The sequence below is a fragment of the Streptomyces coeruleorubidus genome, from assembly GCF_028885415.1.
GTDB classification, from domain to species: domain Bacteria; phylum Actinomycetota; class Actinomycetes; order Streptomycetales; family Streptomycetaceae; genus Streptomyces; species Streptomyces coeruleorubidus_A.
In genome coordinates, this window is sequence record NZ_CP118527.1 from 1,593,856 (window position 1) to 1,607,346 (window position 13,491).

The window sequence follows — 13,491 nt, forward strand, 5'->3', positions numbered from 1 at the left end:
GCGCATGGATCGGCATCGGCGCCGCGGTCCTGATCGTGGCGGGCGGTGCCGCCTACGTCGCACGCCGCCGGGCCGGCACCCAGCAGCAACAGCAACAGCAAGGGTGCCACGACTTGATCACGTTCGGTCGCCGTGCGGCGCGACGGCCTCCCGCCCGCCGACCCGCTCAGAGCCTCTGAACGCCCCAGAAGGCAGCGACCAGCACGATGATCACGGCCGCCACCAACCAGACGGCCAGGCCGACACGACGCATCCACGGGCTCACACTCCATTGATGCCCGTCGGCCGCGCCCGCACACCGTGCGAGGACGAGCCCCTGCAAGACGACACTACGGAGGCGAGGCCGACGGCCGCCCCGGAAGTCGGGCGGCCGTCGGCCTCGAGGACGATCCGTCAGTGGTCGTCCCAGTGCCCGTCATGAGCGGCGTGGCGGTGACCGTCATGCAGGTAGTCGGTGTGGTCCTCGTGCGGCACGGCGACATGGCCGCAGCCCTCACCGTGCTGGTGGTCATGGGCGTCGTGGGCGGCATGACCGGCAGGGACGCACTCGTCGACGTGGTCGCCGTGGACCCGGTGGATGTGGCCGTCGTGCGCGTAGTCGGTGTGATCGCCGTGCGGGAAGGCGACGTGGCCGCAGCCCTCACCGTGGGTGTGCGTGTGCCCATCGTGCGTGCGGTGGTCGGTGGCGGTGGACATGGGGGACTCCTCGCTTGCCTTTCTGGCCGCCCGCGGACCTGCCCCGGACGACGAATTGCGACATCAACATATAGCGACCCCTGCATGGTTCGCTGAGCCACCCCCCACGTTTCACACGCGGATCACCGCAACTCCTCGGATCCCACCCGAGGGTGTTCAGCGAGCACTACGGGAAGCTAGGTTGACGACAACGACAATCGTTTTACTCTCTGGGAGTGCTTGTGACCGCTCAACAGGCGACGATCGGTGAGGTGTTCAGCGCAGGTGCCGAGGAGTTCCACCGCTGGTCGCCGCTGCTGTGGGACCGGGTGGGGCAGGCCACGGCGGAGGTGTCGGCCCCGGCCCTCGGTGAACGGGTGCTCGATGCCTGCTGCGGGGCCGGGGCGTCGGCGCTGCCCGCCGCCCGTGCGGTCGGCGCCGGTGGGCTGGTCGACGCGGTCGACCTCTCCGGTGCCCTCGTCGCGCTCGGCGAGCGGCGCGCAGGGCAGGAGGGCCTGGCCGGCCTGCGGTTCCACCAGCACGACGTGACGTCATGGGCGGCGCCCGAGGGCGGCTACGACCTGGTGCAGTGCGCCCTCGGCGTGTTCTTCTTCCCCGACATGGACCGCGACACCGCCAAGCTCGCCGGGCTTCTGCGACCGGGTGGGCGGCTCGCGGTGACCGTATGGGAGAAGGGGGCGCTCGGCGGCTGGGGGCAGGCGTTCAAGAGCGCCGTCGAGAGGGAGCGTGAATGGCCGGGTTCGTCGCAGTCGGCCCAACTGGCCCGGATCGACACCTCCGACACGCTCGCCGCCTGGCTGGAGGGCCTCGGGCTGAGCGACGCCCGGGTCGTACGCCGGGATCTGGCCGTGCCTGTGACGCCCGCGACCGCCTGGGACCTGGCGGTGGGCAGCGGCACCCGCGCCCTGCTCGACGGGCTCGCGCCCGCCGCGGTGGAACGCGTGCGCGCCCACTTCACCGCCGCGCTGGAGGCATCCGGCGTGACGGACCTGGACGTACGGATCCTGACCGGGACGGCCGTGGCATGACCCAGCGGCCCTCTCACACCGCCGCTCGGCAGGCCGAGGGCTTCACGGCCGCGATCTGCCGGGCCGAGGGCGGTTGCGGCGCGGCGGACGGTCGCGTCCTCGAAGCACTGCGTACTGCTACCCGGCAGGTGCCGGGCGGGCTGCTGGTCGCCACCGGCTGTCTGGGCCCGCACCTGCACTGCCCGCACCACGAGGGCAACCAGGTGCCGCGCGCCGGGCACCGTGTGGTGGTCCAGCCGTGCACCCGGGACCGTACGCCGCTCGGACCCGCCCTGGCCTTCGGCCCGCTCACGGAACCGGACCAGTCTCAGGCCCTGGCCGGCTGGCTGACGGAGGGCCTGCGCCAAGGGCGCCGCCCTCCGCGCCGTCTGCTGGCCGTACGACCGTCCCGCCGTTCGGAGCGGTAGCGGCAACGGGCCCGTCGTCAGGGCGGGGGCCGGCGGGGTGGTGTCATCGTCCGGCGGGTACGGGGGCGGCCCTGTCCGTTCGCCCGACGAGCCTCGCGAGGAGCCCGTGGCGGGGAGCCAGGCACCACGTGAGGGCGAACAGGCCGGTGAGGACCACGACGACGGAGCCGCCGGCGGCCAGGTCGTACGTGTACGAGACGTACAGGCCCGCGACGCTGCCCGCGCAGCCGATGAGCGAGGCCAGCAGGGTCATCGCCCACAGTCGTTCGGTGAGCATGCGGGCGGTGGCGGCCGGGGTGATGAGCAGGGCGAGGACGAGGATGTTGCCGACCGCCTCCAGGGACATCACGATCGTCGTGGTCACGACGACGTAGAGCGCCAGGTCGAGGCGGAACACAGGCAGGCCCGCGGCGCGTGCGGTTTCGCGGTCGAGGCTGACGGCGACCAGTTCCTTGCCGATCGCCAGTACGACCAGGACCAGGACGGCGCCGATGGCGGTCACGGTCCATACGTCGGACGCGCTCACCGCCAGCACCTGCCCGAACAGGAAGGACGACAGGTCAGTCGTCCAGCTGTCGCGCGTGGACACCAGCACGATGCCGAGCCCGAAGGCGAAGGCGAAGAAGACGCCGATGACGGTGTCCTCCTTCAGTCGCCGGTTCTGGGAGACGAAGGCGATCAGCACCGCGGTGGTGATGCCGGCGGCCGCCCCGCCGAGGAGCAGGTTGCCCTCGAAGGCGTAGGCGAGCGCGACGCCCGGGAACGCCGAGTGGGCGACGGCGTCGCCGATGAACGCCATGCCGCGCAGCACGACGTACACGCCGACGACGCCGCACACCAGGCCGATGATGGCCGCCACGGCGAATGCCCGCTGCATGAAGGGCAGTTGCCAGGGATCGGTGAAGAACGCGATCAGGCCGGTCATGACGCGTTCACCGTTGCGATCGCGCGGTCGAGCCCGAAGGCGCGCAGCATTTGGTCGGGGTCGGCGAGGAGTTCGGGGCCGCCTTCGGCGACGACCGTGCGGTTGATCAGCGCCACCCGGTGGCAGGTGCGGGCGGCGGCCGCCAGATCGTGGGTGGTCATCAGCAGCGCCCTGCCTTCCGCGGCCAGCCGGCCGAACAATTCGTTCAACAGCTCCTGGGTGGGGACGTCGACGCCGGTGAACGGCTCGTCGAGGAGCAGGATGCGCGGGCCGGCGGCCAGGGCGCGGGCCACCAGGACCCGCTGCCGCTGACCGCCGGACAGTTCCCCGATCGGGCGCCGGCGCAGGTCGGCGAGCCCGGTGAGCTCCAGCGCCTCGGTCACCGCCGCCCGGTCCGCCGCGCCGGGGCGGCGCAGCCAGCCCATCTGCCGGGTACGGCCGGTGAGGACCGCTCCAGTGATGTCGATGGGGAAGTCCCAGGCGAACTCGTGCCGTTGGGGCACGTACCCGATCCGCTGCCCGGCCCGGCGCCCGGCGCGTCCCTCCACTGCCACCTCTCCCCCGGCCAGCGGGACCAGCCCGAGCACGGCCCGCAGCAACGTCGTCTTGCCGGCACCGTTGGGTCCGATGAGGCCGACCAGCTCCCCCGCGTCGACGGACAGGTCGGCCCGCTCCAGGGCGGTTCGCCCGCCGAGGACGACGGTGGCGCCGGTGACCCTCAGCAGGGCCCCCATGCCGTCTGCCGGGCCGTCGGCCGGTCGGTCAGCCACGTGCGGTCCTCCTGCGTCGGGCGGCCAGCACGGCTGCGGCACCCAGGGTGGTGAACGCGGCGGCCGCCGTTCCCAGCAGCAGCGCCTGGCCGGCGCCGGTGGAGGCCATCGAGCCGTCGCCGGAGCCGTCGGCCGAGGTGCCGCCGGTGGAGCCGGAACCGGAACCGGCACCGGAGCCGGAGTCGGCCGCGGAGCCCGAGCCTGTCGTGTCCGAGGAGCCGGAGGTCCCCGAGCCTCCCTTGCCCGAGCCGTCGCCGGGCGCCACGCTGCCGGGGTCGGTGTCGCCGACCGCGAACGTCACCGTCTCCGTGTCGGAGACCTCCGTACCGTTCGCGAGCGTCCCGCTCATCCTGAAGGTCAGCCGGTAGACGCCCTCCTCGCTGAACGCCCAGCCCCCGTGTGCGTGTGAGTTGGCCGGGACTGTGAAGGAGTCCGGTACGCCGTCCCTGCTGTTGAACAGGACGGTCGCGCCGGACAGGCCGTCGTAGGTGTAGAGAGCGTAGCTGCCGGGGCCGTCCACCTCGGTCAGGGCGAAGTCGACGCCGCCCTTGGTGGCTCCGGCGGCGATGTTGTCGGTGGACCAGCCGGGCCACAGCAGGCCGTCCTGCTGCACCTGGTCGAGCAGCCAGACCGGGTCGCCCTTCTTGCCGAGGAAGGCGAAGTCGTCACTGGCCGGGATCGTCTTCTTGGCGACCGGTTTGACGTGCAGGACCACGGAGGAGGGTTCGCGCCAGGTGGTCTTCCCGGCGATGGTGCCGTCCTTGATGTGGATCTGCATCTTCCGGTCGACGACCCGTGCGGCGAGGTCGATGTGCCCCTCGTCGAGTGTCTTCTTCGTGCTGACCACGGTGGCGTCCGCCGAGTCCGTCGGGGCGGCTGCCACGGCGGGCTTCCGCACCCCCGGCCAGTCCCGTGCCCCGGCATCCGGGGCCGTAGCGGGCGGTTCGTCTGCGTCCGGGTTTCCGGTGCTTGCGGCCGACGGCGTCTCTCGCGGCACCTCCGCCTCGGCCGCGCGCTCCTGCGTGGCCCGCTCGATGGCCTCGTCGCCGACGAGGACCGTGTACGTCTCCTCGGTGCTGCTCGGCTGCTCGCCGTCGGCAGACCCGGTCCCGGTGGCAAAGGTGAGGGTGTACGTGCCCGGGGCGGCGAACACCCACCGCGTGCCGCCCTCACCGGTACCGGCCGGCAGGTCGTGGCCGTCCGGCCGTACGTCCCTGCTGTCGAAGCGCAGGACCGGTTCGCCGTCCCCGTTCAGGTCGTACCCGACCAGCGCGCCCGGGCCTTCCACACCGGTGAGAGCCCGGCGCACGGAGCCCGCGGCCTTCCGCGTCGTGTCCCAGGGGGCGTCCGCCAACTCCCAGATCAGCATGCCCGGTTCGCCGAGGAAGCGGTACGTCTCGTCGTTCGGCACGGCGGTCCGGTGGGTGTCGTCGACCTCGACGGGCCGGTCCTGCGCGTCGAGTGCGACTCCCTGCCCGTCCTGGACGATCTGCCCGGCGGCCGTGGTCGCGCGCGGTTCCGGGGCCGCACCGAGGGTCATCACGCCAGCCGCGGCGAGTGCCACGGCGGCGGCGATCCGCTGTCGTCTGCCTGCTGTGCCCCTCATGCCGTTGTGCCCCTCTTGCCTTCGGTGCCCCTCATCGGGTTCAACTCCCCTCCCCGCCCAGGCAGCGGGCCAGCTCCTTGGCGTTGTGGCGCATCATCGCCACGTAGTCGTGGATCTTGTCGTCGAAGGAGTCGCCGTAGATCGTGCAGATCCCGACCCCCTCGTCCTCGGCGACCCGGCGCAGCACGTCGGCGCGGGCGGCGAGATTGGGTTCCAGGAAGACCGCCGGGACCTTCTTCTCCTGGATGGTGTCGCCGAGTTGCTCCACCTCGGCCGCGCTCGGCTCCTGGTTGGGCACGGGGACGACGAAGCCCGCGACCTCCATGCCGTACGCGTTGGCGAGGTAGCCGAAGGCGTCGTGTGTGGTGATGAGCTTGCGGTTGGCCTCGGGGATGGTGGCGAGGGTGCTCGCGACCTCCTTGTCCAGCGCGGCCAGCCGCTTCAGGTACTGTCCGGCGCCGCGCTCGTACACCTCGCGGCCGTCCGGGTCGGCCTTGATCAGCTCGGCCTCGATACGCCGCACGTACGCCTCCGCGTTGGCGACGTCCGCCCAGGCGTGCGGGTCCATCTCGCCGTGCACGTGCTTGCCGATGACGGCCTGCGGCAGCACCCAGATGTCGTCTCCGGGCGCGCCGAGGAAGCGGTACGCCTGCTCCTTCGGCACGCTGTCCTTCGCCTTGTCCGGTACGGACAGGGCGACCTCGTCCGCCCGGTGATGCGTCGTGCTGCCGGTCTTCTCGTCGTCCGTCCGTACGGACAACCGGTGCTTCTCGGCGTTCAGCGCGACGTCGGCGTGGCCGGTGCCGAGCAGCTTCTTGCCCTCCGCGCCCGCGTCGCCCATGCCGCCCACCGCGAACGTGATGGTCCCGCTGCCGGACTCGGTGCGCTCGCCCTCCAGGGACTCGATCTCTCCTTGGACAGCGAGCTTGTACGTACCGGGCTTGGTGAACACCCAGTTGACGTGGGTGTGTGCCTCGGGCGGCAGGGTGAAGGAGTCCTTGGCGTTCAGGCCGTCGGCGGAGTCGATGTAGCTGCGCGGGGTGCCGAGCGTGTCGGTGAGGTAGACGTGCAGATCGCCCGGCCCCTCCAACTCCGTGGCGGTGATGCGGACCTGTGCCCCGTCTCCGGCGACCTTGCCCTCCACCGCCCAGCCGAGCCAGAGCACGTCCAGGCCGAGGTCCTCCTCCAGCTTGATGACCGTGCCGCCGTACTGCTCCAGCTTCTCGCTGATCGGCACCTTGGGCGTGCCCTTGCGGGCGTTGCTGTGGACCATCTTCATGATCCCGGGCTCCTCGAGGAGCAGCCCGTTGCTGAAGACGAGGTCGGCTTCGGTGACTTTGGCCGCGTCGCCGGGGCTCGGTTCGTACGAGTGGGGGTCGCCGTGGTGCGGCACGATCGAGGTGACCTCGACCCGGTCGCCGCCGACCTGGCGGACCAGGTCGGCGATGATCCCGGTCGTGGTGGACACCGTCAGCTTGTCGCCGTCCCCGCCCGCGCCCGCACCGCCGCACCCGGCGAGCAGTGTGGTGGCCGCGAGCAGGGCGGCTGTCGTACGCAGGGCGGTCGTCGTGCGCAGGCGCGCCCGCTCGGGGGCTCGTCTCGGGGCCCGCATGGGGCTCCTCCTTCTTCAGACATGGGTGCCCTGTTCAGGGCCGATGGGCGCGTGCGGCGGACCGGGGGCTGCCACGACTCCGGTCCGCCACACGCGGGTGCGTCAGCCGACGCGACGGCGTCGGCGTACGGCGAGGAAGGCGGCCGCACCCATGACCACCGCGGCCACCGCCGCGGCGAACGGCACCAGCACGCCCGCGCCTGTCGCGGCGAGCCCGCCGCCGCTCACGCTCCCGGTCGAGCCGCCGACCCAACCGCCGGCCGAACCGGTGCTGCCGCCGCCCGAGCCACCCGCCCCGCTTCCGCCGCCGCTCGACGAGGCGGACACCGTCGCGGACGGCGACACATCAGCCGAAGGAGCGGCCGACGGCGAGCCGCTGGCGGTGCCGGACGGCGAGGCGGTGACGGTGGGGCTCGCCGTGGGCTCGCCACCCGCGCCCGGGGCCACGGTCGACGGGTCGACGTCACCCACCGCCCACGCCAGGGTCTCGGTGTCGCTGACCTTGGTGCCGTCGGCGAGAGTCGCGCCGACGGTGAAGGTCAGGCGGTACACGCCCTCCTTGGTGAAGGTCCAGTTCCAGTGGCTGTGCGCGTGGACGGAGTGCGGGAGGCCGTCGGGCAGCCCGTCGCCGCTGTTGAGCCTGACGTCCACGGAACCGAACGAGTCCGAGTTGAACACCGCCACTGCGCCCGGCCCTTGGACCTTGTCGAGCCGGTAGGTGATGTCTCCGTCGATGTCGGCCCTGGCGTACTCCTCGGTGCTCCAGCCGGGCCACACCAGCCCGTCGATCTGCTGCAGCGGCAGCCACCACACGGGGTCGCCGGCCTTCCCGAGGAACTCCTGCTCCTCCGGGATCCGCCGCTTGGCCGCGGGCTTCACATGCAGCACGACCTCGTCCGGCTCGTACCACTCGTGGTCGGACGCCGTGCCTTCCTTGATCTGGAACTGCAGCGAGCCGTCCACCGGCCGGGCGGCGAGGTCGATGTGGCCGTTGTCGATGACGTGCGCGGTGGGTGCGGTGGCGGTCGGGGTCGTGCTGTTCGACGGCGTGGCCGAGCCCGTCGGGTCGCCGGGCGCCGGGCTCGTGCCGTCGCCCGGCAGTACCTCGGCCGGGTCGATGTCGTCCCCGACGACCACGGCGAGGGCCTCGGTGTCACTGGCGCCGCCGACGGTCACGGTGAGAGTGAGCCGGTAGACGCCCTCCGCCGTGAACGCCCAGGTGGGTACGGCCCGTTCCTGGTCTGCGGTAAGGGTGAACGAACTGTGCGCGCTGTCACCGCTGTTGAGGTGCTGCACCGCGCTCTCGTCGCTGTTGTCCATCTCGCGGGTGTAGGTGTAGAGCGCGAAGCGCCCGGGGCCCTCGAAGCCCGAGAGCTTCACCTCCGTGTCGCCGCCCGCCTCGGTGCCGTTCCAGCCGGGTTCCGGGGCGAAGATCTGGCCCGCGTTGTGCCAGCCGTTGAGGAAATAGGCGTCGACCAGCTCTCCGATGATCGGGTACGCCGGTGAGATCACGGACTCCTTGGTCGCCGGTCCGGCGTGCACCACGACCTCGGAGGGGTCGCGCGCGATCTCCTTGTCCCCGCTGCGGTCGTCGAATTGCAACTCCGGCTTGCCGTCGACCAGCCGGGGCGTGAGGTCGAACTCGCCCTCGTCGAGGACGACGGCACCGCCGGCGGCGCGGGCTGCCCCGCTGCCGCCGGCGACCAGCCCTGCCGCGCCCACGAGCACCGCGGTCGCCGCGGTCAGCGCCGCGGCGGTGAAGGCGCGTCTGCTTCCGCGCGTCAGGGCTCGCATCACGAGCTGACGACGACGGTGTACGTCTCGGTGGCGGACTCCGTCACGCCGCCGACCGTCCCCTGGACGCGGAACGTCAGCTGGTACGTGCCGGCCTCCTCGAAGGCCCAGTTGCCGTGGTTGTGCGTGCCCACGCCGAAGCTGCGGGACTTGAAGTTGGCGGTGTTCGGGTTGCTGTCGTACCAGCGGGTTCCGCTGCTGTCATAGACGCTGAAGTCGTCGGTGGCGGCACCGTTGCGCGTGGCGCTCACGAGCCTGTACGTGACGGTGTTGTTGGCGAAGAGGCCGGTGGCGAGGTGCTCGGTGGAGATGCCGGGGAACAGCACCCCGGCCGCGTCGGCCTCCGCCTCGGTGTCCGGCAGCAGCCAGATCCGGCTGCCCGAGCCGAGGAAACCGAGGCCCGGGTTGGCGACCCTCGCCGCCGCCGGCACCGACAGCGTCACGTCGGCCGGCTCGTACTCGGTGGCGTTCTCCTCGTCGTGGACGTGCAGGTGCAGGTCGGCGCCGTCCCACTCGGCGTCGAGGACGTCGACGTGGCCGCTGCCGAGGGTGGTGGCCGCGAAGGCAGAGGTGTTGAGACCGGCCGTGGCGAACGCGGCGGCGGCGATGCCGGTGACGGTCAGCAGGCGTCTGCGGGTACGCAAGAGAAACCCCCATGGGTCATGTTCATGCCCCCTCGGGCACGAGTCACGACGATAATCATTTTCATGAAGGCTTGGCAACGAAGTTGTGGTGACGCTTGGAGCGATGCGTGCCGGTGACGATTCAGCGGAGCTCGGGCGCGGCTGCCGACATCGCCCTCGCCGGGAACGACCCGTGCCAGGTCGCGGCCGTCGTCGAACTCAGTCGGCACACCCTGCGCGTCGTGCGGCAGAACTACACCCTGTCCGTCGGCGTCAACCTCGCCGGCCTCGTCGCGGGCGCCGGCGGCTCCATCAACCCCGTCCTGGCCGCCCTGCCGCACGACACCAGCAGCATCGCCGCCGCGCGACCGGGCACCTCGATCCACCTCGGTCTCGCAAACCCATCTACACATGAGCTATCGTCCATATGGATATGGCTTTCATTTTCATCTAGCTAGGAGCCCCGTTGACCACCACCGCGGAATCTCGTGACGAACGAGTTCCCGTCACCGTCCTGACCGGTTTCCTCGGTTCGGGCAAGACGACCCTCCTCAACCGCATCCTGACCGAGCACCACGGCCTGCGGATCGCCGTCATCGAGAACGAGTTCGGTGAGGTCGGCATCGACGACGCCCTCGTCCTCGACTCCGAGGAAGAGATCTTCGAGATGAACAACGGCTGCATCTGCTGCACCGTCCGAGGAGATCTCATCCGCATCCTCGGCGCGCTGATGCGCCGACGCGAGAAGTTCGACCACATTCTCATCGAGACCACCGGGCTCGCCGACCCGGCCCCCGTCGCCCAGACCTTCTTCATGGACGACGAGATCGCCGCCCAGCTGCGCCTCGACGCCATCGTCACCCTGGTCGACGCCGCCCACGTGCTCCAGCACCTCGACGAGGTCAAGCCGGAGGGCGTGGAGAACGAAGCCGTCGAACAGATCGCCTTCGCCGACCGGGTGGTGCTGAACAAGACCGACCTCGCGGACGAGGAAACCGTCGGGGAGGTCGTCCGCCGCGTGCGGGCCATCAACTCCGGCGTGCGCATCTTCCCCGCCCGGCACGCCGAGATCGACCTCCGACAGGTGCTGGACGTCGGCGCGTTCGACTTGGAGCGGGTCCTCGCCGACGACCCTTCCTTCCTGACCGAGACCGAGCACCAGCACGACACCACCGTCACGTCGGTCGGCATCGACCTGCCCGGCGAGCTCGACGAGAACAGGCTCAACACCTGGCTCGGCACCCTGCTGCGCACCAAGGGCATCGACATCTTCCGCTCCAAGGGCATCCTCGCCCTCTCCGGCGCCCCGAAGCAGTACGTCTTCCAGGGCGTGCACATGCTGCTGGACGGGCAGTTCGGGCGGGACTGGCGGGACGGCGAGGAGCGGCGCAACCGGCTCGTGTTCATCGGCCGCAACCTCGACCGGCAGGCGCTGGAGCGCGACTTCGCCGCGTGCCTGGCCACAGCGGGGGCGGTGGCGTGAGCACCACGGTCGACTCCGGCCTCACCGTCGCATGGGACATCACCGTCGACGACGCGCCCGTCGCACTGAGCACGCGCGGCGATCTGGCGGCCGTGGCGGGCGCCGAGGGCACCGTCCGGGCGCTGGACGCGGCGACGGGGGCCGAGATGGGCGCACTCGAACTGCCCGGCGGGGCACTGAGCGTCGACCTCGCCCCGGACACCGGGCACTTGGCCGTGACCGGTCCCATGGGCTACGCCCTGTGGCGGCGCGCGGACGGCCGTACGACGGTACGGGAGTCCGGCGCCTGGTCCGCGGCCGCGGCCTGGGCGGATCCCGGGCGGCTGGCCGTGGCCTCCGGGCGGCGCGCCCTCGTACTGGACGCGGACGGCGAGGAGTTGTGGTCCACCGACCCCGCCGCGTCCACGGTCACCGACCTGGCCTGGATGCGGCAGGGGCGGCGGCTCGCGGTGGCCGCCTACGGCGCCGTGCACGGCCACGAGCGGCACACGCCGAAGCCGGTGGTGACGTACCCCTATGTCGGCTCGCACCTCGCGCTCGCCGTCGCACCCACCGGGAAGTGGATCTGCAGCGGCAACCAGGACGCCTCCATCCACATATGGCGCACCCGGGACGGCGGAGAACTGACCATGTCCGGCTATCGGGAGAAGGTCTCCCGCCTCGCCTTCGACGACACCGGCTTCTGGCTGGCAGCCGACGGCGCACCGGACGTGACCGTGTGGGACTTCTCCGGCAAGGGACCGGCGGGCACCGCACCGCGCTCCCTGCGCTGCCACGAGACGGTCACGGCTCTGGCCTGGCGTCCGGGCAACGGAGGCCACCTGGCCAGCGGCGGCGCCGACGGCACGGTGGCGCTGTGGTACGCGACCGCCGGACGTCCGCAGCAACTCCTGAGCCCCGCACGCGAGTCGACTGGGGACGCGGCCGTCGCGGCGCTGGCCTGGGCCGGATCGCACCTGCTGATCGCCGCCTACCGGGACGGCCGGGTCCGGGCGTACGGGGTGCCCTCCAGGACCGCCCTGTGAGCCCGCGTTCGGTGACCGTCGGCGCTGCGCGCGCACGCCCCTGCACGCTCGTCGTCTGCCGGGGCTGCTGCTGCGGCAACCCGCGCAAGCATCCTGACACCGACCACTCCTGGCAGCTGGACCGGCTGCGCGCCGCAGCGGCCGAGCACGGCTTCCAGGCCCGTACGACGGACTGCCTCGGCCCCTGCGACCAGGCCAACGTCATCGTCGTCCAGCCTTCCGCCGCCGGGCGCCGGGCCGGCGGCCGGGCGACCTGGATCGGCTTCGCCATGGACGACGACGTCACGGACGACGTCCTGCGCTGGGCCGCCGACGGCGGTCCCGGGACGGCGCAGCCCCCGGCCACACTGGAACTGCAGTTCATCCGCCCACCGCGCGAGGCACGGCTCCGTGCACGCCGGTGATCCGGTCCCTCCCGGCGACGCCGTGGGCGGCCGCGACGTCATCGCGGCCGCCCGCCTCGACGAGTCGACCGCCGTCTCGGTCGCTGCCACACTCCAGGCGCTGGCCACGCCCTCCCGACTGCTGATCCTCACCGCCCTGCGCCGGTCCGCGTACTCGGTCACCGAACTCGCCACCGCCGTGGGAATGGAGCAGTCCGCGGTCTCCCACCAGCTGCGGCTGCTGCGCGCCCTGGGCCTGGTCACCGGGCAGCGTGACGGCCGCCGTATCGTCTACCGCCTCTACGACGACCACGTGGCGCAGCTCCTCGACCAGGCGGTCCACCACATCGAGCATCTACGGCTCGGCGTGCGGGACCCCGGCTGACCAGCACATCCATCGGACTGACCGTCGAGGAGCGGGCCGGGAAAATCGCCGCCGTCTCCGGATTCGCCGCGGTGGAGCATGGCTGGAACAGAGCGCGGGCACCCTCCCGGGCCTCGACGACGACACCGCCGTCCTGGTCCACCGGCTCGTCTGGAAGGCTGATCCCATGACGGTGCCAAACTCCCCCGAGTTCCTGCAGATAACCCGGCCGCACGAGATCACGCCGGACCTGAGACGACAGCTGGTCGGCTGCTGGGAAGCCGTCATCAACGCGGGCGGCGCGGTGATCGCGCCCGGGATTCCCCTGCCTCCGGTCAGCGTGCGGGACGTCGCTCCGGCGGCGGAACGGCTCATCGCCGGACTCGATCCGGAGCGCGGCCGGCTGCTCGTCGCCACCGTGGACGGAGCGCTCGCGGGCTGGCTGATCATTCGTCGGGACCTTCATCCCCTGGTCGCGCACTGCGGGGTGGTCAACCACGTCCAGACGCACCCTCACTTCCGTCGAAGGGGAATCGGCACCGCCCTCATGACCCGCGTCCGGGAGATCGCCGTCGAGGACATGAAACTGGAGCGGCTGCAGCTCAGTGCGCGAGAAGGACTCGGCCTGGAGCACTTCTACCGGAGCCTGGGATGGACGGAGGTGGGCCGCTGGCCAGGTGCGCTGCGTGTGGCCCCTGGCGACGACCGTGACGACATCCTGATGAGCCTCACTCTCTGAACTCGCGCACGCGCTCCTTCCGTTCGGGGACATGAC

Annotated in this window: 15 protein-coding genes; 8 read left to right on the forward strand and 7 right to left on the reverse strand. The window is 71.7% G+C overall.

Going from position 1 to position 13,491, the window contains the following annotated elements:
• Positions 1-393: 393 nt before the first annotated feature.
• A complete protein-coding gene (locus PV963_RS07465; protein WP_274814851.1) occupies positions 394-696 on the reverse strand; it encodes a hypothetical protein in 303 nt (100 codons plus the stop codon).
• Positions 697-917: 221 nt separating this feature from the next.
• Between PV963_RS07465 and PV963_RS07470 the strand changes: the two genes are divergently transcribed.
• On the forward strand, positions 918-1,724 hold the full coding sequence (locus PV963_RS07470; protein ID WP_274814852.1) for a class I SAM-dependent methyltransferase: 807 nt from the start codon (positions 918-920) through the stop codon (positions 1,722-1,724).
• Positions 1,721-2,131 (forward strand): hypothetical protein, encoded by a 411-nt coding sequence (locus tag PV963_RS07475; protein WP_274814853.1) that lies wholly within the window; start codon positions 1,721-1,723, stop codon positions 2,129-2,131. The genes PV963_RS07470 and PV963_RS07475 overlap by 4 nt, the downstream gene beginning before the upstream one ends.
• 43 nt (positions 2,132-2,174) lie before the next feature.
• Here PV963_RS07475 and PV963_RS07480 read toward each other — a convergent pair whose 3' ends face one another.
• The 6 genes from PV963_RS07480 to PV963_RS07505 form a co-directional block, all read right to left on the reverse strand.
• Complete coding sequence (locus PV963_RS07480; RefSeq protein ID WP_274814854.1) at positions 2,175-3,056, reverse strand: anchored repeat-type ABC transporter permease subunit; 882 nt, start codon at positions 3,054-3,056, stop codon at positions 2,175-2,177.
• Positions 3,053-3,826, reverse strand: coding sequence for an anchored repeat-type ABC transporter ATP-binding subunit (locus PV963_RS07485; protein WP_274814855.1), 774 nt, complete (start codon positions 3,824-3,826; stop codon positions 3,053-3,055). Before PV963_RS07485 ends, PV963_RS07480 begins: the two co-directional genes overlap by 4 nt.
• A complete protein-coding gene (locus PV963_RS07490; protein WP_274814856.1) occupies positions 3,819-5,432 on the reverse strand; it encodes a TIGR03773 family transporter-associated surface protein in 1,614 nt (537 codons plus the stop codon). The genes PV963_RS07485 and PV963_RS07490 overlap by 8 nt, the downstream gene beginning before the upstream one ends.
• A gap of 40 nt (positions 5,433-5,472) precedes the next feature.
• Complete coding sequence (locus PV963_RS07495) at positions 5,473-7,044, reverse strand: anchored repeat ABC transporter, substrate-binding protein (RefSeq protein ID WP_274814857.1); 1,572 nt, start codon at positions 7,042-7,044, stop codon at positions 5,473-5,475.
• A gap of 102 nt (positions 7,045-7,146) precedes the next feature.
• Positions 7,147-8,838, reverse strand: coding sequence for a choice-of-anchor M domain-containing protein (locus PV963_RS07500; protein ID WP_274814858.1), 1,692 nt, complete (start codon positions 8,836-8,838; stop codon positions 7,147-7,149).
• The gene (locus PV963_RS07505) at positions 8,838-9,482 is read right to left on the reverse strand and encodes a choice-of-anchor M domain-containing protein (RefSeq protein WP_274814859.1); all 645 of its coding nucleotides are present in this window, start codon (positions 9,480-9,482) and stop codon (positions 8,838-8,840) included. Before PV963_RS07505 ends, PV963_RS07500 begins: the two co-directional genes overlap by 1 nt.
• 107 nt (positions 9,483-9,589) lie before the next feature.
• On the opposite strand from PV963_RS07505, the gene PV963_RS07510 reads away from it, so the two are divergent.
• The 6 genes from PV963_RS07510 (at position 9,590) to PV963_RS07535 (ending at position 13,455) form a co-directional block, all read left to right on the forward strand.
• Positions 9,590-9,919: a hypothetical protein gene (locus PV963_RS07510; RefSeq protein ID WP_274814860.1), complete on the forward strand. Its 330-nt coding sequence runs from the start codon at positions 9,590-9,592 to the stop codon at positions 9,917-9,919.
• Positions 9,920-9,927: 8 nt separating this feature from the next.
• Positions 9,928-10,944 (forward strand): CobW family GTP-binding protein, encoded by a 1,017-nt coding sequence (locus tag PV963_RS07515; RefSeq protein ID WP_274814861.1) that lies wholly within the window; start codon positions 9,928-9,930, stop codon positions 10,942-10,944.
• Positions 10,941-11,969, forward strand: coding sequence for a WD40 repeat domain-containing protein (locus tag PV963_RS07520; RefSeq protein ID WP_274814862.1), 1,029 nt, complete (start codon positions 10,941-10,943; stop codon positions 11,967-11,969). The genes PV963_RS07515 and PV963_RS07520 overlap by 4 nt, the downstream gene beginning before the upstream one ends.
• Entirely contained in the window at positions 11,966-12,373 is a 408-nt protein-coding gene (locus PV963_RS07525) for a (2Fe-2S) ferredoxin domain-containing protein (RefSeq protein WP_274814863.1), read from the forward strand. The genes PV963_RS07520 and PV963_RS07525 overlap by 4 nt, the downstream gene beginning before the upstream one ends.
• Entirely contained in the window at positions 12,360-12,737 is a 378-nt protein-coding gene (locus PV963_RS07530; protein ID WP_425540878.1) for an ArsR/SmtB family transcription factor, read from the forward strand. Before PV963_RS07525 ends, PV963_RS07530 begins: the two co-directional genes overlap by 14 nt.
• A gap of 166 nt (positions 12,738-12,903) precedes the next feature.
• Complete coding sequence (locus PV963_RS07535) at positions 12,904-13,455, forward strand: GNAT family N-acetyltransferase (RefSeq protein ID WP_274814864.1); 552 nt, start codon at positions 12,904-12,906, stop codon at positions 13,453-13,455.
• The last annotated feature ends 36 nt before the right edge of the window (positions 13,456-13,491 follow it).

What these genes read in the sequence shown, in the direction of transcription:
- PV963_RS07465 (WP_274814851.1), bottom strand. Translation starts at nt 696, where the DNA reads ATGTCCACCGCCACCGACCACCGCACGCACGATGGGCACACGCACACC.
- PV963_RS07475 (WP_274814853.1), top strand. Translation starts at nt 1,721, where the DNA reads ATGACCCAGCGGCCCTCTCACACCGCCGCTCGGCAGGCCGAGGGCTTC.
- PV963_RS07480 (WP_274814854.1), bottom strand. Translation starts at nt 3,056, where the DNA reads ATGACCGGCCTGATCGCGTTCTTCACCGATCCCTGGCAACTGCCCTTC.
- PV963_RS07490 (WP_274814856.1), bottom strand. Translation starts at nt 5,432, where the DNA reads ATGAGGGGCACAGCAGGCAGACGACAGCGGATCGCCGCCGCCGTGGCA.
- PV963_RS07495 (WP_274814857.1), bottom strand. Translation starts at nt 7,044, where the DNA reads ATGCGGGCCCCGAGACGAGCCCCCGAGCGGGCGCGCCTGCGCACGACG.
- PV963_RS07500 (WP_274814858.1), bottom strand. Translation starts at nt 8,838, where the DNA reads ATGCGAGCCCTGACGCGCGGAAGCAGACGCGCCTTCACCGCCGCGGCG.
- PV963_RS07535 (WP_274814864.1), top strand. Translation starts at nt 12,904, where the DNA reads ATGACGGTGCCAAACTCCCCCGAGTTCCTGCAGATAACCCGGCCGCAC.